We start from the raw sequence: 22,388 nt of genomic DNA on the forward strand, positions 1-22,388 counted from the left end.
CAAGGCTGTCATCAGCAGCCGCACTTCTCTTTCTGTACCGATTCCAGCATGGCACCGCGCGTCTGCAAGCCCAGTTTACCCAGCAAGGTGCGGTCGTCTTCCGCTTCCGGGTTGTCGGTGGTGAGCAGCTTGTCGCCATAGAAAATGGAGTTGGCGCCGGCCAGGAAGCACATCGCCTGCACGGCTTCGCCCATCTGGCGGCGGCCGGCCGACAAGCGCACGCGCGCCTTCGGCATGGTGATGCGGGCAACGGCGATCGTGCGCACGAATTCGAACGGGTCGAGCGCTTCCAGGCCGTACAAAGGCGTGCCTTCCACCTGCACCAGGTGGTTGACGGGCACCGATTCCGGATACGGATTCAGGTTCGCCAGCTGGGCGATCAGGCCCGCGCGCTGCAAGCGCGTTTCGCCCATGCCGACGATGCCGCCGCAGCACACTTTCAAGCCCGCTTCGCGCACGCGGCCCAGGGTGTCCAGGCGGTCCTGGTATTCGCGCGTCGAGATGACGTTGTCGTAGAACTCTGGCGCCGTATCGAGGTTATGGTTGTAGAAATCGAGGCCCGCGTTCTTCAGGCGGTCCGCTTGTCCTTCTTCCAGCATGCCCAGGGTGGCGCAGGTTTCCAGGCCCAGCGCTTTTACCTTGCTGACCATCTCTTCGACTTTGTCCATGTCGCGGTCCTTCGGGCCGCGCCAGGCGGCGCCCATGCAGAAGCGCGTGGCGCCGTTGGCTTTCGCCTGGCGGGCCGCGTCGAGCACCGTGTCGATATCGAGGATTTTTTTCGCTTCCACGCCCGTGTCGTAGCGGGCCGCCTGCGGGCAGTAGCCGCAGTCTTCCTCGCAGCCGCCCGTCTTGATCGACAACAGGGTCGCCAGTTCCACGTCGCCATCGGGGAAGTTGACGCGGTGGGTTTGCTGGGCCTTGAACATCAGGTCATTGAATGGCAGGTCGAACAGGGCCAGCACATCGGCGACGGGCCAGGTGGCCGCGTCGGGTACGGTGATGCGCGCCGCAGGGCGGTGCAGTTCGACGGTTTTTGCTGCTTCTTGGACGTGAGACATGTGATTCCTTCGCTTCTATTTTTGGATACGTTAGGTGTTTGGATGCTGCGCCGGCCAGTTGGGCAAGCCGGTGAAATCGAGATACGCGGCGGCCGCTTCCGCGCTCGGTTGCGCCAGGCGGGGCACCCTGCCCAGCAGCGGCGCCGGGATGCGCTCGATCAGCGCATCGATATTTTCGTCGAGGAAGCGCATTTCCACTTCCAGCGTGTTGGCAACCCAGCCGATCACCGTCAGGCCGCGCGCTTCGATGGCTTCCAGCGTCAGCAAGGCCTGGCTGATGCAGCCGAGACGCATGCCGACCACGAGGATCACGGGCAAATCGAGCTGCTGCGCCAGGTCGGCCGAGTCGAAATCGCTTGACAGCGGCACGCGGAAACCGCCCACGCCTTCGACCACTACCGCGTCCGACGCGGCGGCGATTTCCAGGTAGGCGGCCAGGATGGGCACGGACTCGATGCTGACGCCTTCGAGCGCGGCGGCGATGTGCGGCGCGGCCGGCTCCTTCAGCATGTAGGGCGTCGTCAGGCTGCGCAGCATGGTGACGTTGCCGGCGGCGATCAGGCTGTCGGCGTCTTCATTATGCAGTTCGCCGTCGCGCATCTCGGCGCCGGCGGCGACGGGCTTCATGCCGCAGGCGCGCACGCCGCGCGCCACCAGCGCGTGCAGCAGGGCCGACGAGGTCAAGGTCTTGCCGATTTCCGTGTCCGTGCCGGTGACGAAACAGGCAAAGCGCGAGGGCAGGCCGATGGCTGCCGGTGCCGCCTGCACGGCCGGCGCCAGGTCCGCCAGCACTTCCGCCACGATGGGGTCATCAAGGCTCATGGCGTGTCCTTTCCAGGGTGTTGACTGCGTTGATCAATTGCGCCACTTCCTGCGCCGTATGGCCGGCCGACAGGGTCACGCGCAGGCGCGCCGTGCCGGCAGGGACGGTAGGCGGGCGGATGGCGCCGACCCACAGGCCTTGCTGGTACAGATTCGCGGCGACGGCCAGCATGTCCGCATTTTCACCGATGATGACAGGCTGGATGGCGGACAGCGATGGCAAGGCTTGCCAGCGCTGCAGCTGCAAGCCCTCGTTCCATTGCGCCACCAGCGCCGCCAGGTGCATCCGGCGTTGTTTTCCTTCTTCACCGGCGATGATGTCCAGGCTGGCGAGCAGCGCATGCGCGAGAGCGGGCGCGGCCGCCGTCGTAAAGATGTAGGGGCGCGCCTTCTGGATCAGCGTCTCGATCACGGCTTCGTGGGCGCACACAAAGGCGCCGCCCACGCCGGCCGATTTGCCCAGGGTGCCCACGTAGACCAGATACGGCGAATGCAGGCCGAAGTGTTCCAGGGCGCCGCGGCCGTTATCGCCCAGTGCGCCGAAGCCGTGCGCGTCGTCGACCACCAGCCAGGCGCCGTGCCGCTCGCACAGGGCCAGCAGCGCGGGCAGCGGCGCCAGGTCGCCATCCATGCTGAAGACGCTGTCGGTGACGACGATTTTCGTTTTGGCCGTGCTGGCCGCCAGCAGGGCCGCGAGGGCGTCGAGGTCGGCGTGCGGATACACGCGCGTCTTGACGCGGGCCAGGCGCGTGCCGTCGATCAGCGAGGCGTGGTTCAGCGCTTCCGAGAAAATCTCCGCGTCCGCATCGCCCGCCGCCAGGGCCGTCAGCACCGCCAGATTAGCCATGTAGCCCGTGCAGAAATACAGCGCGCGCGCGTTTTCCAGGTTGGCGCCGACGAAATCGGCCAGGCGCTCTTCCAGCTGCGCGTGGGCGCGGCTGTGGCCGCTGATCAGGTGCGAAGCGCCGCTGCCGGCGCCATACAGGTCGGCGCCCTCTTTCAGCGCGGCGACGATGCGCGGATGCGCGGCCAGGCCCAGGTAGTCATTGCTGCAAAAGGCCAGCATGGCGCGTCCATCGACCGTCAGGCGCGGCGCGCACGGCGTGTCGACGGTGCGGCGGCGGCGGATCAGGCTGCGCTCTTCCAGCCCCTGCAACTGCTGCTTCAAGCGTGTGAGCAGTTCCATCTCAGGCTCCGATCACTTTGTTGAAGACGTCCAGGGTTTGCTGGCCCAGGCCCGCGATTTCCGCGTCGTCGAGAATGTACGGCGGCATCAGGTAGACGGTGGAACCGATGGGGCGCATCAGCAGTTCGTGTTCCAGCGCCGTGCTGAAGAAACGGCGCGAAAAGTCGGGCGCCGCGTCCACCGCATCGAAGGCCCAGATCATGCCCTGCTGGCGGAAGTGTTTTACGCGCTCGTGCTGCGCCAGCGGCGCCAGGGCGCGCGTGATCTTGGCGGCGCGTTCGCGGTTGGTGGCCAGCACGTCGTCTTCCTCGAAAATCGACAGGGTCGCCAGCGCCGCGCGGCAAGCCAGCGGGTTGCCCGTGTACGAGTGCGAATGCAAAAAGCCGCGGCGCACGTCGGTGCTGTAGAACGCTTGATAGATGTCGTCGCGCGTCATCACCAGGGACAGGGGCAGATAGCCGCCGCTGATGCCCTTCGACAGGCAGACGAAGTCGGGCCAGATGCCGGCCTGTTCGCACGCAAAGAAGGTGCCCGTGCGGCCGCAGCCGACGGCGATCTCGTCGAGGATCAAATGGACTTGATAACGGTCGCACAGGTCGCGCACCAGCGACAGGTATAGCGGATCGTGCATGGCCATGCCGGTGGCGCATTGGACCAATGGTTCGATGATGATGGCGGCAATCTTGTCGGCCTTCTGCTGGAACAGCCGTTCCACGTCGGTGGCTGCGCGGCGCGCCACGTCCTGGGCGGACTCGCCCTCGGCCGCCTGGCGGAAGTCGGGCGACATCACCGTCGTTGTGGCGCGCAGCAGGGGGCCGTAGGCATCCTTGAACAGGGCGACGTCGGTGACGGCCAGCGCGCCGATGGTTTCGCCGTGGTAGCTGCCTTTTAAACAGACGAATTCCTGTTTTTCACTCTTGCCGCTGTTGCGCCAGGCGTGAAAGCTCATTTTCAGGGCGATTTCCACGGCCGAGGCCCCGTCGGACGCGTAAAAGCTGTGACCAAGCACGCCGCCCGTCAAGGCGGAGAGCTTTTCCGACAGCTCGATCACCGGTTCATGCGTGAAACCGGCCAGCATCGCGTGTTCCAGCCGGTCCAATTGGTCCTTGAGTTCCGCATTGATGCGCGGATTGGCGTGGCCGAACAGGTTCACCCACCAGGAGCTGATGGCGTCCAGGTAGCGTCGTCCTTCGTGGTCATACAGCCAGGCGCCGCGGCCATGGCTGACGGGGATGAGGGGAACCGTCTCGTGGTGCTGCATTTGCGTGCACGGATGCCACACGCTGCGCAGACTGCGTTCGACCCAGCCCGATTGTTTTTCTGCTTTCAAAACTGCTCCAATGATATTCTTAGTCCATGAGCTGTGGACTATTAACTAGCCCATGAGCCAACCCGGCTTGCGCTTGTCGAGGAAGGATTGCACGCCTTCGCGCCCCTGCTCCGAGGCGCGGATCTGCGCGATGCGTTCGGCGGTGTCCGACAGCAGCGCGTCGTCGACCGGCTGGCCGGCGATCTCGCGCACCAGCGTTTTCGCTTGCGCCACGGCATGCGGGCTGTTGCCCGTCAGCGCCTTGAGTACCTCGGCGGTTTTCGCGTCCAGCGCGCTTGCCTCGACTACCTCGTGGGCAAAGCCGATGCGCAGCGCTTCCTGGGCGGAGAATCGCTCCGCCGTCAGGAAATAGCGGCGTGCCGCGTTTTCGCCCATGGCCTTGATGACATATGGTGAAATAGTGGCCGGGATCAGTCCCAGCCGCACTTCGCTCAGGCAGAAATGCACGTCTTCCGCAACCAGAATGATATCGCATGCGGCGACGAGACCCATGCCGCCCGCATAACAGTCGCCCTGGATCTTCGCCACCACGGGTTTCGGACACAGGTAAATCGTGCGCAGCATCTGCGCCAGCTGCAGCGCATCGGCCTGGTTTTCGGCATGCGTGTAGCCGGCCATCTTCTTCATCCAGTTCAGGTCCGCGCCGGCGCAGAAGGCCGCACCATTCGCGGCCAGCACGATGGCGCGCACCATGTCGCTGCGTCCCAGTCCCTCGAAGGCGCGCGCCAGTTCGGCGATCGTCGTCTCGTTGAAGGCATTGCGCACGTCGGGGCGGTTCAGGGTCACGGTGGCGACATTGCCCTCGATGACCAGCTTTAAGGTTTCAAATTCCATGCTTTTCTCTCCCTTACATGCGGAATACGCCGAACTTCGTGTCCGGGATTTCCGCGTTCAAGGCGGCCGACAGGCCCAGGCCCAGCACCATGCGGGTATCGGCCGGGTCGATCACGCCATCGTCCCACAGGCGCGCGGTGGCATAGTACGGGTGGCCCTGGTGTTCATATTGATCCTTGATCGGCTGCTTGAAGGCCGCTTCCTCGTCCGCGCTCCATGCGCCGCCCTTGCCTTCGATCCCGTCGCGCTTGACGGTGGCCAGCACGGACGCCGCCTGGTCGCCGCCCATGACGGAGATGCGCGCATTGGGCCACATCCACATGAAACGCGGAGAGAACGCGCGGCCGCACATGCCGTAATTGCCGGCGCCGAAGCTGCCGCCGATGATCACCGTAAATTTCGGCACGGCGGCCGTCGCGACGGCCGTGACCATCTTGGCGCCATTGCGGGCGATGCCCTCGTTTTCGTACTTGCGGCCCACCATGAAGCCCGTGATGTTTTGCAGGAAGACGAGCGGGATCTTGCGCTGGCAGCACAATTCGATGAAATGCGTGCCTTTCAAGGCCGATTCGGAGAACAAAATGCCGTTGTTGGCGATGATGCCGACCTTGACGCCATAGATATGCGCGAAGCCGCAGATCAGGGTGGTGCCGTAGCGGGCCTTGAATTCGTCGAAATCGCTGCCGTCGACGATGCGCGCGATCACCTCGCGCACGTCGAACGGTTTGCGCGTGTCGACGGGGATCACGCCATACAGTTCCTGCGTCGGGTATTTCGGCTCGACGGACTCGCGCAAGGCCATCTGCTGCGGCTTGGTGCGGTTCAAATTCGAGACGATGGTGCGCGCCAGCGACAGTGCGTGCAGATCGTTCTGCGCCAGGTGGTCGACCACGCCGGACAAGCGCGTATGCACGTCGCCGCCGCCCAGGTCTTCGGCCGTCACCACTTCGCCCGTCGCCGCTTTCACCAGCGGCGGGCCGCCGAGGAAAATCGTGCCCTGCTCCTTGACGATGATCGATTCGTCGCTCATGGCCGGCACGTAGGCGCCGCCCGCCGTGCAAGAACCCATCACGACGGCGATCTGCGGGATGCCCTTGGCCGACAGGTTCGCCTGGTTATAGAAGATGCGGCCGAAATGGTCGCGGTCGGGGAAGACGTCGTCCTGGTTCGGCAGGTTGGCGCCGCCCGAGTCGACCAGGTAGATGCAGGGCAGATTGTTCTGGTCGGCGATTTCCTGGGCGCGCAAGTGCTTTTTCACGGTCATCGGGTAATACGTGCCGCCCTTGACGGTGGCGTCGTTGCAGACGATGACGCATTCCTGGCCCGAGACCCTGCCGATGCCGGTGATGATGCCGGCGCTAGGCGCCGCATCGACGCCCTTGGCGTCCTGGTACATGGCGTAGGCCGCCATCTGGGAAAACTCGAGGAACGGCGTGCCGGGATCGAGCAGCATCTGCACGCGGTCGCGCGGCAGCAGTTTGCCGCGCGCCAGGTGCTTGGCGGCCGCCGCCTCGCCGCCGCCGGCCGCGATTTTCTCGACCTTGTCGCGCAGATCGTCGACGATGGCTTGCATGGCCGCGGCATTGGCCTTGAAATCTTCACTGCGCGGATTGAGTTTGCTTTCGATGTGCGGCATTGCGGTTCCTTTTTATTATCGCCCGGTCTCTCGGGTCGCGCTATTCGGGAAAACTGCCGTCGAGATAAAACCAGCGCAGCGTGCCATCGCCGCCCTCGCCCGCTTCGCGCACGAAGCGGCTCACCTCATGCAGGCGGTGCGCGCGGCCGTTGACCTTGTAGCGGGCCACGAATTCGACGGTATCGCGGTGTATCTCTTCGGCTTGATCTGCTGATTCTGCTTTACGTTGACGTAAACGTAAAGCAGATTTTACCTCAAGTCCCAGCCAGTACACTTTTTCTTCTTCCGCAAATAAAGCGTCGGCGGGAAGGGTGCTGGCATGCCAGGTGGCGCGCAGGTAGGGTTCGTCGCGCAAGGTAAACGCCGTGTAGCGCGAACGCATCAGGGCTTCGGCCGTGGGCGGCAAGGCGTCGCCCGCGATATACGGGCCGCAGCAGCTGGCGTAGGAGTCGCCGCCACAGGGGCAGGCGGAAGATGTCGAAGGTGTGGACATGCGGTGACGGATAGGGGAACAGGAAAGTTCCGCAATTATCCGCCATATCGGCGGCGCCGGTCGCCGCTGCCGCTGCTGCGCTTATTTTTTCGGGCTGAGGAAGTCCAGCGCGAACGGCGGCGCCTTGCCCGCCATGAGGTCGGCCAGGATGCGCGCCGTGCCGGCGGCGAAGGTAAAGCCCAGCGGGCCATGGCCCACGTTGAGCCACAAATTGGCGACTTTGCTGGCGCCCACCAGCGGCGCGCTGTTCGGCGTGGCGGGGCGCAGGCCGGCCCAGGCCGTGGCCTGGTCGTAATCGGCGCCGTGCGGCATGGCTTCGCGCGCCAGCCGCGTCAGACCGGCGATGCGGCCCCAATCGATGCTGTTGTCGGCGCCCACCATGTCGACCATGGCGGCCACGCGCAGGTCGCTGCCGATGCGCGCATACAGCACCTTGCGCTCGAAATCCGTGATGCTGATCTCGGGCGCCCGGTGCTGCGCGCGGATGGGCGCCGTCAGGCTGTAGCCTTTCAGCGGGTACAGGGGCAGGTAAATGCCCGCCGTGGCGGCCAGGTCGCGGCTCTGGATGCCGGCCGCCAGCACATAGTGATCCGCCTGCAGCAAACCCAGGCTGGTGTCGACGCCCGTGATCTTGCCTTTGTGGGTGACGAGACGGCGCGCCTCGCCTTTTAACAGGAGTGAACAATTCGGATGCTGCAGCAAGCGCGCTTCCAGCGCCAGGCAAAAGGCGTGGCAATCGGCCACCGCTTCGCCCTCGGTAAAAATGCCGCCCGCCAGCGCGCCCTGCAAGGCGGCCAGCGCCGGTTCGCGCTGTACGGCTTCTGCCGGTGACAGCACGATGCGCGCTTCTTCCGATTCCGGCCGCGCCACGGCCCGCTGGAAGATGGCGGGCGTGCGGTAGACGATGAGCTTGCCCGCATCGCGCCAGGCATACGCTTCGGGCGGCACCGTCAGTTCCAGCTGCGCCATGCCGGCGCGGCTCCATTCGCCCAGCTGCAGCAGCTTGGCCGTCGTGCGGGCATTGCTGGCGGCATTGCAATTGCGCAAGAAGCTGGCCAGCCAGCGCCATTGGCGCCAGTCCGCTTCGGGACGGAAGCGCAGCGGACCGTCTTTCTGCAACAACCATTGCAGGGCCTTGAAAGGCACGCCCGCGTCCGCCAGGGGCGCCACATAACGATAGCTGAGCTGGCCGCCATTGCGGTAGCTGGCGGCGATCGCCACCTGTTCATTGCGTTCCAGTACCGTGACCTTGTAGCCGGCCTCGGCCAGCCACCAGGCCGATGTCAGACCGACGATGCCGCCGCCGATGATGATGACTTGTTGCTGCATGTTGCCTCGCTGCGTTGCGCTCCCATGGTGCGGGAGCATTCGATGAGAGCTTAGAGGCTGGCCATCACGGGAGCCAATGAAACATCATGGTGCAGCCATAACTTTCAGGAATGCACTGTTTTTGTGCAAATCATTCATGCTTGTCAATCGCGCCACGATACAAGGTGGTGAGTATCCGTTCCTCGCTGCGCCCCATGGCGGAATACGTGCCCGGATAGCGCTCCGGATCGCTGCCCGTGCCGCCCACCAGCATCACCATGCCATTCCTGTGCTTGAAATCGAGCACGAAGGCGGAGACGAGGCCATACGCGTCGCCCAGGTGGCCCACGGCGGAGAAGCTGGCGCCCTCGACCAGGCTGTTGCCCTGCCCTGCCACCGCATCGAACTGCTGGTTGCCCAGACCCCAGGCGCGGTACAGGCCCCGCTCGCTGTCGCCATTGCGGGCATCGGGTGCCAGCTGCCATTGGCGGCCAAACATCAGGGCGATTCTGGCTGGCTGCAGTAGCTGCTGATTCTGGTAGCGGCCGCCGTCGAGCAGCATCTGCATGATCTTGCCCAGTCCCGCGGCGGAGATGCGCAAGCCGCCCGTGGGACTGAAGACGGTGGCGTTGCTGCCGATCACATAACGCCCGATGCCGGCAGGCGGGCGCTGGTAAAAATCGTCGGCCTGGGCGATCCAGGGGCCTGCCGGACGCCACTGTTCTGTCTCGAGCGTGCGCTTGCGGTACAGGGTGGCCGTGTTCTCCACCTCATCCGTGGTGAATGCCGCCGGGTGGTAGCCGCCGCGCACATCGAGTGGATCGAGCAGCAGGCGCCGCATCAGCAAGTCGAAGCGCTCGCCCGTGACTTTTTCCATCACGGTGCCGATCACGCCCCAGTTCAGGTTGCAATAGGTAAAGTAACTGCCGGGTGCCGCGTTGGCATCCCAGATCGTGTCGCCGCCGGCCGTAAACACGTCGCGCAGGCTGCGTTCCGGTCCCCACGAGTAGCCGCCCGCGTCGCGCAGCGAGGACGTGTGGCTGAGCAGGCTGCGCAAGGTCAACGGTTGCTGGGGGAAATGCGGGTTGCGCAGGGAAAAGCCCAGGTAGATGCCCACATCCTGATCCAGGCTCAGCTTGCCCTGCTCGACCAGCCGCATCAGGCCCAGGGTCGTCATCATCTTCGAGACGGAAGCGATGCGGAACAGGGTGTCCGGTGTTACTGGTAAATGCTCCGCCGGCGTGGCGCCGATGTGCCGGTAGCCAAATTGTTGCTGATACGACACCTTACCATGGCGAATGGCCAGCACCGACAGGCTGGCCAGCGGGTGGGCCGCATCATCGACGATGGCGGATAGGGCCGCATCGAGCGCGCGCTGCTGGTCCTTGCCGCTACCGGGCGGCGCGGCCAGCGCGCTCCAGGTTGTGCCCAGCAGCAGCAAGCCCAGCAAACCCGTCATTTTATTGTGCATGTTCCCTGTTTCTCAGTGTGGTGGAGGCATCGCCAGCATAGGGCGGGATCGTTTGCCAGGCTAATGAAAATTGCTTATTTATCTATAATGCAAAGCTATACGTACGGTAAAACATCGTTTTTTTAAGTGTATAACCGTTATTTATGGTCATTTTCCATTTATTCATGGGTCGACGGGCTACGCGCAAGCGCCATCGCTATTACACTAGGAGGACAAGGAGAACTGTATGAGCCAGACCAGCGTAGAACTCAAGGTCGATTTAAATGACAATTCGCCTTTATATATGCAGATCGCCCGCAAGCTGAGCGATGACGTACGCAATGGCCGCTACCAGGTAGACCAGGCCCTGCCATCCGAACGTACCCTGTCCGAACTGCTCGACGTATCGCGCGTGACTGCCCGCAAGGCCATCGACCAGCTCGTCGAGCAAGGCCTCGTCGTGCGCCGCCGCGGTTCGGGCAACTATATTGCCCCGCGCATCGAGCAGCCGCTGTCGAACCTGTCGAGCTTTTCCGAACAGCTGCAGCAGCGTGGCTACCGCCCCGGTTCGCGCTGGCTCAAGCGTGAAGTCGTCATCGCCAGCAGCGATGAACAGCTGAGCCTGGGCCTGGCGCAGAACACGAAAGTGGCGCGCCTCGAGCGCTTGCGCCTGGCCGACGACGTGGTGATGGCGTATGAGGTGAGCGTGCTGCCCTTCAGCGTGGTGCCGGACCCGGCCGCCATGGGCGACTCGCTGTATGAATACTTGAGCAGTATCAAGAAAGCTCCCGTGCGCGCCTTGCAGCACATCCGCGCCATGAATGCGACGGACGTGCTGGCCCAGCAACTGGGTATCCCCGATGGCCAGGCCGTGCTGTTCATCACGCGCATCGCCTACCTGGAAACGGGCGAGGCGGTGGAACTGACGCACTCGTATTGCCGCAGCGACCATTACGACTTCGTGGCCGAAATGCGCCGCGCGCCGTAAATTTATTGCTCGATGAGGCGGATCATGGATTCCGCCACGCCAACGGACGATTCCCAGCTCATGCCCGTCACTAAGTAGGTCGCAATAAATTATTGTGATTTCTGACCTCCATAACCGGCGCCCTGCGGCGTTGCCCGCTCCTAGCAGTGCCCGCACTGCGTCGCATCGGGCGCCTTGCAGCGCATCCGGCTCTGTTCGTCATAACTTCACAATAATTTTCCACGACCTACTTAGCCGGCCATCGACCTCGACGTGACTCTTACCGTTGGCGCCGTGCCGGAATATGCCGCCATGGTGCTTGATGCTGGCTTCTGCCGAAAAGGGATAGGCCTTGTATATCGGCGATTCCTTGTTGAGAAACGAGAAACGCATCGGGGAAGGAGGTGGGCACCTTGCCCTTGCCAGTCTGGCTGGAATGGAACCCGCAGCGCACGGCAACGGTATCCATGTTCAGTTGCCGTTTGTCAGTTAGTAATTGATTGGCTTTGGCAATACGGTATTCGTTGACGTAGGTATGGAAGCTCTTGCTCAGCTGCGACACTTGCTCCCGCGTGTATCCCGTCCGCATGACGAGTTGGGGCAGGTTCCGACTTGACTCCGGGTCCCTGAATTAACAAATTCGGCAACTGGTTTACCGCCGTATCGAAGTACGCGTAGTACTCCACGTTTTCGGGTGGATAGCGAGCTACTTCGGCAGCTTGCTGCTCGCTGCACTTGTCGCTCCCATTGTTTTACGTTCTCAAATTGCGAAACATCGGTTGGACCGTGCGACTGCCCGCTTTAGTTCGATCTTCCGGTTTCACGACGCGCCTTGGTACTACCTGTTGACTGGAGCCGATTTTTCACAGGACGAAAAGCCCGACCTCATCATGATCTCGGCAATTGTAGAAGTGGCGAAGGATGCGGTGCTCTATGTTGGCGTACTGGATGACTTTTTTTTGATTCAGAAGGTAACCTTGATCGCTTGATCTTGCAGGGAGTGGCAAGGCGTCCGTTGAGTGCTGATAAAAGTATGACTTCACAGGAAGGTGGCGCCAGCGAGGAGCGGTTCTACAACATGGATGGCGACTCTTTCGTGCTTCGGTACCAGGACGTGAAGACTCTTAACGTTCAGTACGTGAAGCTAACTACCGCCGAGCCGGCGGCTGAAATGTAAGGCAAAGCGGTTGTTCCTGGCCACGTGATCCCTACGAGCTCGCTGGTGCGGCATATATTGTCGACAGCAGGGTACTGACTGTATTGGGATTTGGCACAAACCGGTTGCCCCTGTACGACCCATAAGCTCCCGTTATGCCCGCCCGCCAAGCTTTCATGGTTGATCCCGCTCGTTGGTATTAAACTGGTTTCACCTTCAACCATGTTCGAAAATCATGTTGAAAACTGAAACCCCGAGCCGGCGGCATCTGGATCTGGACCTGTATCCGGTGGAGCAACTGGTGGCGGCGCTGGTCGATGACCAGTTCTGGGCCGTCGAAGCCGTGCGGCTGGCCTCGCCGCAAATCGGGGCCGCCATCACGGCCGCCCTGCCCCGCATCGCCGCCGGCGGACGCCTGCTGTATGTCGGCGCGGGAACGTCGGGACGCCTGGGCGTGCTCGACAGCGTTGAATTGACCCCCACGTTCTCCTGGCCGCCCGAACGGGCCGTCGCCATCCTGGCCGGCGGTGCGGGCGCCATGTTTGCGGCCGTCGAAGGGGCGGAAGATGATGCACAGCAAGGCGAGCGCGATGTGCTGGCACTGTTGCCGCAAGTCAATGACGTGGTGATCCTGCTGGCCGCCTCCGGCGCCACGCCGTACGTGCTGGGCGCCCTGCTGGCCGCGCGCAAGACCGGCGCCTTGACGATAGGCATTGCCAACAATGTGGACGCTCCCGTGGCGCACGAGGCGCAATGCGGCATCGTGCTCGACACAGGCACGGAAGTCATTTCCGGCAGCACGCGTTTGAAAGCGGGCACGGCGCAGAAAATCACCCTGAACACGATTTCCAGCGCCCTGATGGTCGGTTTGCACAAAACTTACGGAAACTTAATGGTAGACTTGAAGCCGACCAACGCCAAGCTGATCTGGCGGGCGGTGCGTCTGACCATGCATGCCACCGGCGCCAGCGAAGTGCAGGCCAGGACCGTGCTGGAGCAATGCCACTATCACGTCAAGGTGGCGATTGTCGCCTTGATTAAAAAAATCAATACAAACCAGGCACAGGCATTGTTGGCCGGCGCGAACGGCAGTGTGCGGGCGGCACTGGCGGCGTGATCCGAAGGCGCGGCATTCTTCTGTCTGGGAGACAAAGAAGGATGTATGGAGCTAGTGAAACAACCCGCCCCGGCGCGCGCGCATAAGCCGTCAAATAAGCCGTGGCTGTGGATCCCTTCCCTGTATTTCGGCCAGGGTATTCCCTATGTAGTGGTCATGACCTTGTCCGTGATCATGTACAAGAACTACGGTTTTTCCAATACGGATATCGCGCTGTATACCAGCTGGCTGTACTTGCCCTGGGTCATCAAGCCGCTGTGGTCGCCCTTCATCGATATGTACCGCACCAAGCGTTTCTGGATCGTCGGCTTGCAGCTGGTGATCGGCGCCGCGCTGGCGCTGGTGGCCCTGACGACGTCGCTGCCCCACTTTTTCCAGATCAGCCTGGCCATCTTCTGGCTGATGGCGTTCAGTTCCGCCACGCATGACATCGCCGCCGACGGCTTTTATATGCTGGGCCTGGAAGAGCACCAGCAGGCGGCTTTTGTGGGCGTGCGCAGCACGTTTTACCGTCTGGCCATGATCGCCGGCCAGGGCGGCCTCGTGTACCTGGCCGGCTACCTGACGCATGCGACGGGCAATGTGCAGCTGGCCTGGTCCGTCGTGTTCGCGATTCTGGCAGGCCTGTTCATCGCCCTCTTCCTGTACCACTATTTTGTCTTGCCGAAACCCAAGGACGACCGCCCCAGCATTCAGGGCGCCGGTATTTCTCCGTTGCAAGAGTTCATCGCCACCTTTGCCGCGTTTTTCAGGAAGAAAGATATTGTCGTCATCCTGGGATTTTTGCTGCTGTTCCGCCTGGGCGAAGCGCAACTGCTCAAATTGGCCGCGCCCTTCCTGCTCGACCCTGTCACCAAGGGTGGCCTGGGCCTCAGCACGGAGCAGGTGGGCCTCGTCTACGGCACCATCGGCGTCATCGCCCTGACCCTGGGCGGCTTGCTGGGCGGCTTCATTATTTCCCGCTTCGGCTTGAAACGCTGCCTGTGGATCATGGTGCTGTCCGTCCACTTGCCCGACCTGGTTTTCGTTTACCTGGCCAGCGCCTTGCCCAGCAATATCTATGTGATCGCGGCTGGCATTGCGTTGGAGCAATTTGGCTATGGCTTCGGCTTCGCCTCCTATATGTTGTACATGATCATGGTCTCCGATGGCGCGCATAAAACGGCCCATTACGCCATCTGCACGGGTTTCATGGCCCTGGGCATGATGCTGCCGGGCATGGCCAGCGGCTGGATACAGCAAATGCTCGGCTACCAGCACTTCTTCATCTGGGTCTGCATCGCCACCATTCCCGCTTTCATCATGGCCGCGCTGGTCAAGATCGATCCCGAATTCGGCAAGAAGGCAGAGGCCTGATTCTTTTGAACCGTGCGCCCGCAAGGATGGCGGGCGCACAGTAAAATGCCCCACCGATCGACCTGCGCTTCACCACTGCAAGGAATTGTTTTGTTGTCTACTTTCAAAAAACGGCTGGGCGCCACGGCTGGCGTGCTGGCCGCCTTGGCCACCGCCACATTGCTCAGCAGCTGTACCAGCACCAGGATGCCGTCCGCAGTGACGCCAGGCGAAGCGGGCTTGCCGGCCGTGCCGCCCGTGCAGCACATCACGGGCGAAGTGCCGCCGCCGGCGCCGCGCGAATTCCGCGCCGCCTGGGTCTCCACGGTCGCCAATATCGACTGGCCCAGCCGCAGCAATTTGCCTGTCGCCAAGCAGCAAGCGGAAGCGATCGCCATCCTCGACCGCGCCAAGTCCTTGAATCTGAACGCGATCGTGCTGCAGGTAAGGCCCAGCGCCGATACGATTTACCCGTCGCAACTGGAGCCATGGTCGGAATACCTGACGGGCAAGCAAGGCCAGCCGCCATTGCCCATGTATGACCCGCTGGCCTTCTGGGTGGCGCAGGCGCATGCGCGCGGCCTGGAATTGCACGCTTGGTTCAATCCCTACCGGGCCCGTCACGCGACGGCCAAGTCGCCGCTGGCGCGCGACAGTTTCGCGTCCACCAACCCGGCGTCCGTCAAGCAATACGGCCGCTACCTGTGGATGGACCCGGGCGACGCCGCCGCGTCCAAGCACACGACGGACGTGGTGCTGGACGTGGTGCGCCGCTACGATATCGACGGCGTGCACATCGACGACTACTTTTATCCGTATCCGATCGACGCGCCTGGCGCCGGTGCGGGGGCCGAGACGGCCGCGCTGGACGCGGGCAATGGCGGCGCCAAGCGCGAACTGCCGTTTCCCGATGAACCTTCCTGGCAGCAATATCTGCTGGCCGGCGGCCAGCTGGACCGCGCTTCCTGGCGCCGCCAGAACGTCAACCAGCTGATTGAAGCCTTGTATACAGGCATCCACCGCGAAAAGAGCTGGGTGCGTTTCGGCATCAGCCCGTTCGGCATCGGCCGTCCCGATCGCCGCCCTGCCGGCATCGTCGGCTTCAGTCAGTACGATAAATTGTATGCGGATGCGGAACTGTGGCTGGCCAAGGGCTGGCTCGATTATCTGTCGCCGCAGCTGTACTGGCCTGTGGCGCAGGCGCCACAGGCGTTTGGCGTGCTGCTCGACTACTGGCTGGCGCAAAACCCGTATGGCCGCCATGTGTGGCCGGGCTTATATACGAGCCGCATCGACAATTCCGCCAAGTCCTTCACGCCGCAAGAGATCATCAAGCAGATCGAAGTGACGCGCACGCGCCCCGGCGCGAATGGTCAGGTGCATTTCAGCATGGCGCCACTGATGCAGAACCGCAAGGGTGTCAGCGAGCAACTCAAGGCGACCGTGTATCAAAGCCCTGCCCTGATTCCTGCCACGCCATGGCTGGGCAAGGAAGCACCGGGCACGCCGGTGCTGGCCTTGCGCCGCGATTCCACCAGCCTGAACGTCAAGTTGACGGCGGGCGGCGGTAAAGCCGTGGCGCAATACGCCGTCTGGGCCCGCTACGGCGAAGACTGGCGTTTTACCGTGGTCACGGGCGTGCAGGGTGAGCTGACCCTGGTCGACGATGCCGTTGGTAAAGTCAATGCGGTGGTGGTCAGCGCCGTGGACCGCCTCGGCAATGAAAGCCCTCGCGTCACCGTGCGTGCGCCGTTTACGGTCCCCGCCAAGTAATTGTTGAACATTCATCGCTAGTCCATAACCTGCAGGCATGAAACATGCGCAAGCTTTCATGCCTGCAAGCACCGCTTGGCTTTACACTCATGCCATGATTTCCTCCCCTGCAACTCATACTGATACTGCCGTGCTCGGGCTGGGCATCGACGCGGGTGGCACGCAGACGCGCTGGGCCTTGGCCAATGCGGACGGTGCCATCGTGGCCGACGGCGCCGTCGAAGGCTTGTCTGCCTTGCAAATGGGCAGCGATGCGGGCCGCGCCGCCGTGCACGCCACGTTTGCCACATTGTGCAAGCAAGTGCTGGCTGTCGGCCCGCCGCGCGCCGTGGTGGCGGGTTTGACGGGTTTTGGCGGCGACGATGTTGTGCTGGCGAAAATGTTGTCCGCCTTGCTGGCGCTGGACGCCGGCGACATCCGCGTCGGCAACGATATCGACATCGCCTATCGCGACAGTTTTGAACCAGGCGAAGGTTATCTGGTCTACGCTGGCACGGGCTCGATTGCCGCCTGGATCGATGCCGATGGCGTGTTTCACCGCGCGGGCGGGCGTGGCGTGCTGCTTGACGATGGCGGCGGCGGTTACTGGATCGCGCGCGAAGCCTTGCGCCACATCTGGCGCCGCGAAGACGAGGCGCCCGGCAGCTGGCAAAGTTCGCCCATGGCCGAAGCCGTATTTACGCAACTGGGCGGCAGCGACTGGTCGCTGTCGCGCGCCTTCATGTATGGCCAGGACCGGGGCGCGATTGGCCGGCTGGCGCTGGCCGTGGCCGCCAGTGGGGACACCGACCCGCTGGCGCTGGACATCTTGCAGCGCGCAGGACAGGAACTGGCGCGTTTGGCGCTGGCCCTGACGGCGCGCTATGGTCCCCGTCCCGTTGTGCTGGCGGGCCGCGCGGCGCAATTGCACCCGGCCATCGCGGCAGCCATGCGCGCCGCTTTGCCTGTATCGTTGAGAATGGAGCAAAAAGTTGCCCGTTCGCATGAGACCGCAGCCAAGCTGGCGGCCCGGGCAGCCAGCCAGGACACCGGCAAAGACTGACTATTTTATTAACCCGAACACGGATCTTTCATGAAAAAAATCGCCCTCGCCCTGCTGGTGGCCCTGCTCTCCGCCTGTACCACGCCCGCGCCGCACCTCGACCACAGTTTGACGGCGCGCAGCCAGAGCCCGCGCGTGAAATTCATCGTCATCCATTACACGGTCAGCGACTTGCCCCGCTCGATCAAGATCCTGACGGAACAAGTGGTCAGCAGCCATTACTTGCTGACCGACACGGATAAGCCGAAGTTTTACGTGCTGGTCGACGAATCGCGCCAGGCCAATCACGCGGGTGTGAGTAACTGGAAGACTTATACACAGTTGAATGTCAGCTCGATCGGCATCGAGATCGTCAACCCCGGCTACAAGGACACGCCGGAAGGCCGCCTCTGGTATCCATTCCCGCAGGCACAGATCGATGAGCTGATTCCGTTGCTCAAGGATATACAGGCCCGCTACAACATCGCGCCGGAAAATATCCTCGGCCATAACGAGATCGCCCCTCAGCGCAAGCAGGATCCGGGTCCATTGTTCCCTTGGCGCCAGCTGGCCGATGCGGGCCTGATCGTCTGGCCCGACGCGAATCGTGTTGCCGCGCAGCGCCTGATTTTTGAGCAGCAAGTGCCGGATGCCGTCTGGTTCCAGAAAAAGCTGGCCCAGCACGGTTATGCGACGCCGAATACGGGCGTCTTCGATGAAGCGACGCGCAATGTGCTGATCGCCTTCCAGATGAAATACCGCAATAAACTGTTCGATGGCACGCCGGACGGCGAAACGGCGGCCCTGCTGGAAGTGCTGACGACGCCGGCCCCGGCTGTTGCAACAAAGTAGCACGACCGTTCCAGCCCATGACTTTTTCTTATATGCTGAACGTTACGGCCCAGGCGGCCACGGCAAGGTAAAGGAATAGTTCATGCGGCTGCGTCATATCGAAGTGTTTCACGCCATCATGCAAGTTGGCACCATCAGCGGCGCCGCCCAGGTGCTGCATATCTCGCAACCGGCCGTGACCAAGGTCTTGCAGCATTGCGAGTTACAACTGGGCATGCCGCTGTTCGAGCGCGTGCGGGGCAAGCTGTATCCGAAGCCCGAAGCGCACCGTTTGTTTGTCGAGACGGAAAAACTCAACCGCGATCTATTGGGCATCCGCCGCCTGGCGGCCAGCCTGAAGGGCCACTCGGTGGAAACCATCCGCCTGGTGTCCACGCCGACGCTCGCCATCAGCGTCTTGCCGTTCGCTATGACGGAATGGCGGCGCGACTTTCCCCACACGCGTTGCCAGCTGGCCACCCACCACACGGGCGAGATCGTCAATACCTTGCGCCTCGGTGAAGCGGACCTGGCCGTGTCGTTGCAAGACCCGCGCCATCCTGGCATCGTGGCCGAACCGATCGCGCAGGGCGTCATGACGGTGATCGCGCCGGCTGGTACCTGGCATGCGGCCGATTGCGGCACGCCCTTGACGGCGCATGGCCTGAACGGTGAGTTGATCGGCCATGCGGACAACGATCCGCTGGGCGAACTGGTGGTGGCCGCCTGCGAGGCGCAGGACATCCATCCCGTCTTCAGTACCGTGGTGCAGACGTATCAAATCGCCCGTTCCCTGGTGGAAGCGGGCGCCGGCATGGCCGTGGTCGACCCGTTTACGGCCGCCTCCGGCTCGCCCGAGCGGTTGCAGCGCCGTCCCTGGGCGCCAGCCATCCCCATCCAACTGTATTTATTGACGGCGAGCCACTCGCCGCTGTCGCATGGCGCGCGGCGCCTGGCCGACAGCATCGGCGTGGCGGCGCGCAACTGCCTGGAAAGAGGAGTCTGATGTCTGTTGCAAGTTTGCAATTAGAAGCGGTCGGCAGCGATCCGCAATTTCGCCACCTGAGCAGCATCGCCGGCATCGCCGTCGACTTGCGCTATGCCACGCCCGACAATTTCGTCGGCCGCGACTTATACAGCCCCATCGATTGCGCCTGGCTGCACCGCGATGCCGCCGCCGCGCTGGAACGGGCCGTGGCCTGGCTGGCTGCGCATCGCCCCGATCATCATCTCTTGGTGCTCGACGCCCTGCGCCCGCAGCGGGTGCAGCAGCAATTGTGGGACGCACTGCAAGGAACGGAGTTGCTTGGCTATATTGCCGAACCGTCGCGCGGTTCCATTCACTCGTTCGGCATGGCGCTCGACATCACCATCGTCGGCCCGGACGGCCGGGAACTGGACATGGGCACGGGCTTCGATGATTTGAGTGAGCGCTCGCATCCGGCGCTGGAGCTGGTCTTGCTGGAAAAGGGAGAAATTACGCAGGAGCACGTGGAACACCGCCGCTTGTTGCGCGACGCCATGTTTCAGGCGGGCTTCTTCGGCATCAACAGCGAATGGTGGCATTTCGATTGCGGCGACCGGGTGCTGGTGCGCCAGACCTACACCCGGGTACTCTGATTAAAAGACCTTTAATCCCTTCAACATCACGATCAGGATCAGCACAGGCGAGACAAAGCGCAGCAGGAACAGCAGCACATGCGCCAGGGTTTTATTCTGCAACTGGCCATGGTTGCCGATTGCATCAATGAAATGGTCCTTGCCCCAGGCCCAGCCTGTAAACAAGGCAATCGCGATGCCACCCACGGGCAGGAAGATATTCGACGAGACGAAGTCGAACAGATCAAACATATTCAAATTGAATAGCTTGAAGTCTGCCAGGCTGCTGTTACTCAGGGCGCATACGGAACCGAGCACGGCCAGCAGCAGCATGGTCACGATGGTGGACTTGGTGCGCGTCCAGCCGAAGCGTTCATGGAAAATCACCACGGGCACTTCCATCAGCGACAGCATCGCGCCCGTGGCGGCGACGGCGGCCAGGATGAAGAACACCACCATCAGGGCTTGTCCCATGGGAATTTGCGAGAACACGGCGGGGATGGTGATGAATACCAGCGACGGCCCCGCGCTGGGAGCGAAGCCAAACGTGAACACGGCGGGGAAGATGGCGATGCCGGCCAGCATCGATACACCGAGGTCGGCCGCCATCACGCGCAAGGTGGTGACGGGGATATTCTGGTCATCGCGGAAATAGCTGCCGTAAGTCATCATCGTACCCATGCCGACGGACAATTTAAAGAAGGCCAGGCCCATGGCCGTCAGCACGACGGACGCCGTCAGTTTGGAAAAATCAGGACGGAACAGGAAAGCCAGACCTTCGCCCGCTTTATCGAGCGACAGGCTGACCGCGCACAGCAGGAGCAGCAGCAAGAACAGCAGTGGCATCAGTTTCTTGGCAATCGCCTCGATGCCCTTGGTCACGCCCAGCATCAAGATGCCGCCGATAAACAACAGCACGCCCCATTGCCAGAACAGCGATTGCCAAGGATTGCTGATCAGGGAGGCGAAGGCCGCTTCCGTCACCAGCTTATCGCTGCTGAGGATGGAGCCGTCGATGGCCTTGGCGATATAGGCAAACACCCAGCCCACCACTTCCGAATAGAACGCGACGATCAGGAAGGCGGCGACCATGCCGATGAAGCCGACCAGCCACCAGGGCTTGCCCTTCGGTGCCAGCTGTTCCATGGTGGAAATCGGATTGACCTTGGCACGGCGCCCCAGGGTGATTTCCGCAATCATCACGGGCAGTCCCACTAATAAGGTAGCGAGCAGATAGATGAGCAGGAAGCCGGCGCCACCATTGGCACCCGTCAGGTAAGGGAATTTCCAGATATTGCCGAGACCGACTGCGGAACCGAGGGTGGCGGCGAGCACGCCGAAGCCAGTGGTAAAGCCAGCTCGTTTCAGGGTCAGGCCTGATCCTTGAGCTTGTTGTTTCATGGTGAATCTTCTATGGATGGACGCGAATGTGCGCTGAGGGGGCGAAATTGTAGCAGTTGGCCGCAAATACCCCGGAAAAGTCTTGCTACTCCCGGGGCGCTTTGCTATAGTTCGCCTCCCCAATGAGACGCACTAGTTTGCGGCACAAAAGGGACAGCCTTCAGGGGCTGGGTAGTAGAAAAGAAGGTGTTGACGATTGTGCTGAAATGCTTCATACTCTTCCTTCTTCGCAGCTGACAAACACAACGCTTTGTCAATAGCGCGAAAGCAGTAACCGAATACAGTTCTTTAACAATTAACAGTCGATAAGTGTGGGCATTTGATGTAAGTGCAGCGTCAATCTTCGGATTGGTGTCTAACTTAAAATATATCAAATGTTCACAAGAAATAATGAAATAGGCGCTACGAAAGTAGTGGCCTGTCAGTTTTTTGAGTGAGCGACCCGTCAGCAATGACGGTGCCGGTAAAACGGCAAAGTAACAGAGATTAAACTGAAGAGTTTGATCCTGGCTCAGATTGAACGCTGGCGGCATGCCTTACACATGCAAGTCGAACGGCAGCACGGAGCTTGCTCTGGTGGCGAGTGGCGAACGGGTGAGTAATATATCGGAACGTACCCTAGAGTGGGGGATAACGTAGCGAAAGTTACGCTAATACCGCATACGATCTAAGGATGAAAGTGGGGGATCGCAAGACCTCATGCTCGTGGAGCGGCCGATATCTGATTAGCTAGTTGGTAGGGTAAAAGCCTACCAAGGCATCGATCAGTAGCTGGTCTGAGAGGACGACCAGCCACACTGGAACTGAGACACGGTCCAGACTCCTACGGGAGGCAGCAGTGGGGAATTTTGGACAATGGGCGAAAGCCTGATCCAGCAATGCCGCGTGAGTGAAGAAGGCCTTCGGGTTGTAAAGCTCTTTTGTCAGGGAAGAAACGGTGAGGGCTAATATCCTTTGCTAATGACGGTACCTGAAGAATAAGCACCGGCTAACTACGTGCCAGCAGCCGCGGTAATACGTAGGGTGCAAGCGTTAATCGGAATTACTGGGCGTAAAGCGTGCGCAGGCGGT

The 22,388-nt window shown here is 62.0% G+C and carries 20 protein-coding genes and 1 rRNA gene; 10 read left to right on the top strand and 11 right to left on the bottom strand.

Annotated elements, in window-relative coordinates; translation table 11 throughout:
• Nucleotides 1-11: 11 nt before the first annotated feature.
• The 9 genes from bioB to ACQ4W4_RS17095 form a co-directional block, all read right to left on the bottom strand.
• A complete protein-coding gene (gene bioB, locus ACQ4W4_RS17055; protein WP_436542984.1) occupies nt 12-1,058 on the bottom strand; it encodes a biotin synthase BioB in 1,047 nt (348 codons plus the stop codon).
• Nucleotides 1,059-1,088: 30 nt separating this feature from the next.
• Complete coding sequence (gene bioD / locus ACQ4W4_RS17060) at nt 1,089-1,880, bottom strand: dethiobiotin synthase (RefSeq protein WP_436542985.1); 792 nt, start codon at nt 1,878-1,880, stop codon at nt 1,089-1,091.
• On the bottom strand, nt 1,870-3,066 hold the full coding sequence (bioF, locus tag ACQ4W4_RS17065; protein ID WP_436542986.1) for an 8-amino-7-oxononanoate synthase: 1,197 nt from the start codon (nt 3,064-3,066) through the stop codon (nt 1,870-1,872). The genes bioD and bioF overlap by 11 nt, the downstream gene beginning before the upstream one ends.
• Nucleotide 3,067: 1 nt before the next feature.
• The gene (gene bioA, locus ACQ4W4_RS17070; RefSeq protein WP_436542987.1) at nt 3,068-4,396 is read right to left on the bottom strand and encodes an adenosylmethionine--8-amino-7-oxononanoate transaminase; all 1,329 of its coding nucleotides are present in this window, start codon (nt 4,394-4,396) and stop codon (nt 3,068-3,070) included.
• Between the two features lie 45 nt (nt 4,397-4,441).
• Nucleotides 4,442-5,230 (bottom strand): enoyl-CoA hydratase/isomerase family protein, encoded by a 789-nt coding sequence (locus tag ACQ4W4_RS17075; protein WP_436542988.1) that lies wholly within the window; start codon nt 5,228-5,230, stop codon nt 4,442-4,444.
• A 13-nt stretch (nt 5,231-5,243) separates the two neighbouring features.
• Nucleotides 5,244-6,866, bottom strand: coding sequence for a carboxyl transferase domain-containing protein (locus tag ACQ4W4_RS17080; RefSeq protein WP_099408245.1), 1,623 nt, complete (start codon nt 6,864-6,866; stop codon nt 5,244-5,246).
• 40 nt (nt 6,867-6,906) lie between these two features.
• Nucleotides 6,907-7,359: a YchJ family protein gene (locus tag ACQ4W4_RS17085; protein WP_436542989.1), complete on the bottom strand. Its 453-nt coding sequence runs from the start codon at nt 7,357-7,359 to the stop codon at nt 6,907-6,909.
• An 81-nt stretch (nt 7,360-7,440) separates the two neighbouring features.
• Complete coding sequence (locus ACQ4W4_RS17090; protein WP_436542990.1) at nt 7,441-8,727, bottom strand: D-amino acid dehydrogenase; 1,287 nt, start codon at nt 8,725-8,727, stop codon at nt 7,441-7,443.
• A 91-nt stretch (nt 8,728-8,818) separates the two neighbouring features.
• Nucleotides 8,819-10,138, bottom strand: coding sequence for a serine hydrolase domain-containing protein (locus ACQ4W4_RS17095; protein ID WP_436542991.1), 1,320 nt, complete (start codon nt 10,136-10,138; stop codon nt 8,819-8,821).
• Between the two features lie 226 nt (nt 10,139-10,364).
• On the opposite strand from ACQ4W4_RS17095, the gene ACQ4W4_RS17100 reads away from it, so the two are divergent.
• A complete protein-coding gene (locus tag ACQ4W4_RS17100; protein WP_436542992.1) occupies nt 10,365-11,105 on the top strand; it encodes a GntR family transcriptional regulator in 741 nt (246 codons plus the stop codon).
• 259 nt (nt 11,106-11,364) lie between these two features.
• Here ACQ4W4_RS17100 and ACQ4W4_RS17105 read toward each other — a convergent pair whose 3' ends face one another.
• Nucleotides 11,365-11,646, bottom strand: coding sequence for a helix-turn-helix domain-containing protein (locus ACQ4W4_RS17105; protein ID WP_436542993.1), 282 nt, complete (start codon nt 11,644-11,646; stop codon nt 11,365-11,367).
• A gap of 157 nt (nt 11,647-11,803) precedes the next feature.
• Between ACQ4W4_RS17105 and ACQ4W4_RS17110 the strand changes: the two genes are divergently transcribed.
• The 8 genes from ACQ4W4_RS17110 to ACQ4W4_RS17145 all read left to right on the top strand — a co-directional run bounded on the left by ACQ4W4_RS17110 (nt 11,804) and on the right by ACQ4W4_RS17145 (nt 19,937).
• Complete coding sequence (locus ACQ4W4_RS17110; RefSeq protein ID WP_436542994.1) at nt 11,804-12,073, top strand: hypothetical protein; 270 nt, start codon at nt 11,804-11,806, stop codon at nt 12,071-12,073.
• 402 nt (nt 12,074-12,475) lie between these two features.
• Complete coding sequence (locus tag ACQ4W4_RS17115) at nt 12,476-13,357, top strand: N-acetylmuramic acid 6-phosphate etherase (protein ID WP_436542995.1); 882 nt, start codon at nt 12,476-12,478, stop codon at nt 13,355-13,357.
• 45 nt (nt 13,358-13,402) lie between these two features.
• Entirely contained in the window at nt 13,403-14,713 is a 1,311-nt protein-coding gene (locus tag ACQ4W4_RS17120) for an MFS transporter (protein ID WP_436542996.1), read from the top strand.
• A 90-nt stretch (nt 14,714-14,803) separates the two neighbouring features.
• A complete protein-coding gene (locus ACQ4W4_RS17125) occupies nt 14,804-16,465 on the top strand; it encodes a glycoside hydrolase family 10-like protein (RefSeq protein WP_436542997.1) in 1,662 nt (553 codons plus the stop codon).
• A gap of 94 nt (nt 16,466-16,559) precedes the next feature.
• A complete protein-coding gene (locus tag ACQ4W4_RS17130) occupies nt 16,560-17,507 on the top strand; it encodes an N-acetylglucosamine kinase (RefSeq protein WP_436542998.1) in 948 nt (315 codons plus the stop codon).
• 30 nt (nt 17,508-17,537) lie between these two features.
• Nucleotides 17,538-18,338: an N-acetylmuramoyl-L-alanine amidase gene (locus ACQ4W4_RS17135; protein WP_436542999.1), complete on the top strand. Its 801-nt coding sequence runs from the start codon at nt 17,538-17,540 to the stop codon at nt 18,336-18,338.
• Between the two features lie 82 nt (nt 18,339-18,420).
• Nucleotides 18,421-19,323 (top strand): LysR family transcriptional regulator, encoded by a 903-nt coding sequence (locus tag ACQ4W4_RS17140; protein ID WP_436543000.1) that lies wholly within the window; start codon nt 18,421-18,423, stop codon nt 19,321-19,323.
• Complete coding sequence (locus ACQ4W4_RS17145; RefSeq protein WP_436543001.1) at nt 19,323-19,937, top strand: M15 family metallopeptidase; 615 nt, start codon at nt 19,323-19,325, stop codon at nt 19,935-19,937. The genes ACQ4W4_RS17140 and ACQ4W4_RS17145 overlap by 1 nt, the downstream gene beginning before the upstream one ends.
• Here the strand turns inward: ACQ4W4_RS17145 and ACQ4W4_RS17150 are convergent, their stop codons facing one another.
• Nucleotides 19,938-21,317 carry a sodium-dependent transporter gene (locus tag ACQ4W4_RS17150; protein WP_436543002.1) on the bottom strand — a complete coding sequence of 460 codons (1,380 nt, stop codon included), beginning with the start codon at nt 21,315-21,317 and terminating at the stop codon, nt 19,938-19,940.
• Nucleotides 21,318-21,805: 488 nt separating this feature from the next.
• On the opposite strand from ACQ4W4_RS17150, the gene ACQ4W4_RS17155 reads away from it, so the two are divergent.
• Nucleotides 21,806-22,388: ribosomal RNA gene (locus ACQ4W4_RS17155) — 16S ribosomal RNA — on the top strand; the annotation flags it as partial.

It is taken from the genome of Janthinobacterium glycogeni, assembly GCF_051380725.1.
Taxonomy (GTDB): Bacteria; Pseudomonadota; Gammaproteobacteria; order Burkholderiales; family Burkholderiaceae_D; genus Janthinobacterium.

Excerpts from the sequence above, each read along its gene's own strand:
- bioB (WP_436542984.1), bottom strand. The coding sequence starts at position 1,058 with ATGTCTCACGTCCAAGAAGCAGCAAAAACCGTCGAACTGCACCGCCCT.
- bioD (WP_436542985.1), bottom strand. The coding sequence starts at position 1,880 with ATGAGCCTTGATGACCCCATCGTGGCGGAAGTGCTGGCGGACCTGGCG.
- bioF (WP_436542986.1), bottom strand. The coding sequence starts at position 3,066 with ATGGAACTGCTCACACGCTTGAAGCAGCAGTTGCAGGGGCTGGAAGAG.
- ACQ4W4_RS17075 (WP_436542988.1), bottom strand. The coding sequence starts at position 5,230 with ATGGAATTTGAAACCTTAAAGCTGGTCATCGAGGGCAATGTCGCCACC.
- ACQ4W4_RS17080 (WP_099408245.1), bottom strand. The coding sequence starts at position 6,866 with ATGCCGCACATCGAAAGCAAACTCAATCCGCGCAGTGAAGATTTCAAG.
- ACQ4W4_RS17085 (WP_436542989.1), bottom strand. The coding sequence starts at position 7,359 with ATGTCCACACCTTCGACATCTTCCGCCTGCCCCTGTGGCGGCGACTCC.
- ACQ4W4_RS17090 (WP_436542990.1), bottom strand. The coding sequence starts at position 8,727 with ATGCTCCCGCACCATGGGAGCGCAACGCAGCGAGGCAACATGCAGCAA.
- ACQ4W4_RS17095 (WP_436542991.1), bottom strand. The coding sequence starts at position 10,138 with ATGCACAATAAAATGACGGGTTTGCTGGGCTTGCTGCTGCTGGGCACA.
- ACQ4W4_RS17100 (WP_436542992.1), top strand. The coding sequence starts at position 10,365 with ATGAGCCAGACCAGCGTAGAACTCAAGGTCGATTTAAATGACAATTCG.
- ACQ4W4_RS17115 (WP_436542995.1), top strand. The coding sequence starts at position 12,476 with ATGTTGAAAACTGAAACCCCGAGCCGGCGGCATCTGGATCTGGACCTG.
- ACQ4W4_RS17120 (WP_436542996.1), top strand. The coding sequence starts at position 13,403 with ATGGAGCTAGTGAAACAACCCGCCCCGGCGCGCGCGCATAAGCCGTCA.
- ACQ4W4_RS17130 (WP_436542998.1), top strand. The coding sequence starts at position 16,560 with ATGATTTCCTCCCCTGCAACTCATACTGATACTGCCGTGCTCGGGCTG.
- ACQ4W4_RS17135 (WP_436542999.1), top strand. The coding sequence starts at position 17,538 with ATGAAAAAAATCGCCCTCGCCCTGCTGGTGGCCCTGCTCTCCGCCTGT.
- ACQ4W4_RS17140 (WP_436543000.1), top strand. The coding sequence starts at position 18,421 with ATGCGGCTGCGTCATATCGAAGTGTTTCACGCCATCATGCAAGTTGGC.
- ACQ4W4_RS17145 (WP_436543001.1), top strand. The coding sequence starts at position 19,323 with ATGTCTGTTGCAAGTTTGCAATTAGAAGCGGTCGGCAGCGATCCGCAA.
- ACQ4W4_RS17150 (WP_436543002.1), bottom strand. The coding sequence starts at position 21,317 with ATGAAACAACAAGCTCAAGGATCAGGCCTGACCCTGAAACGAGCTGGC.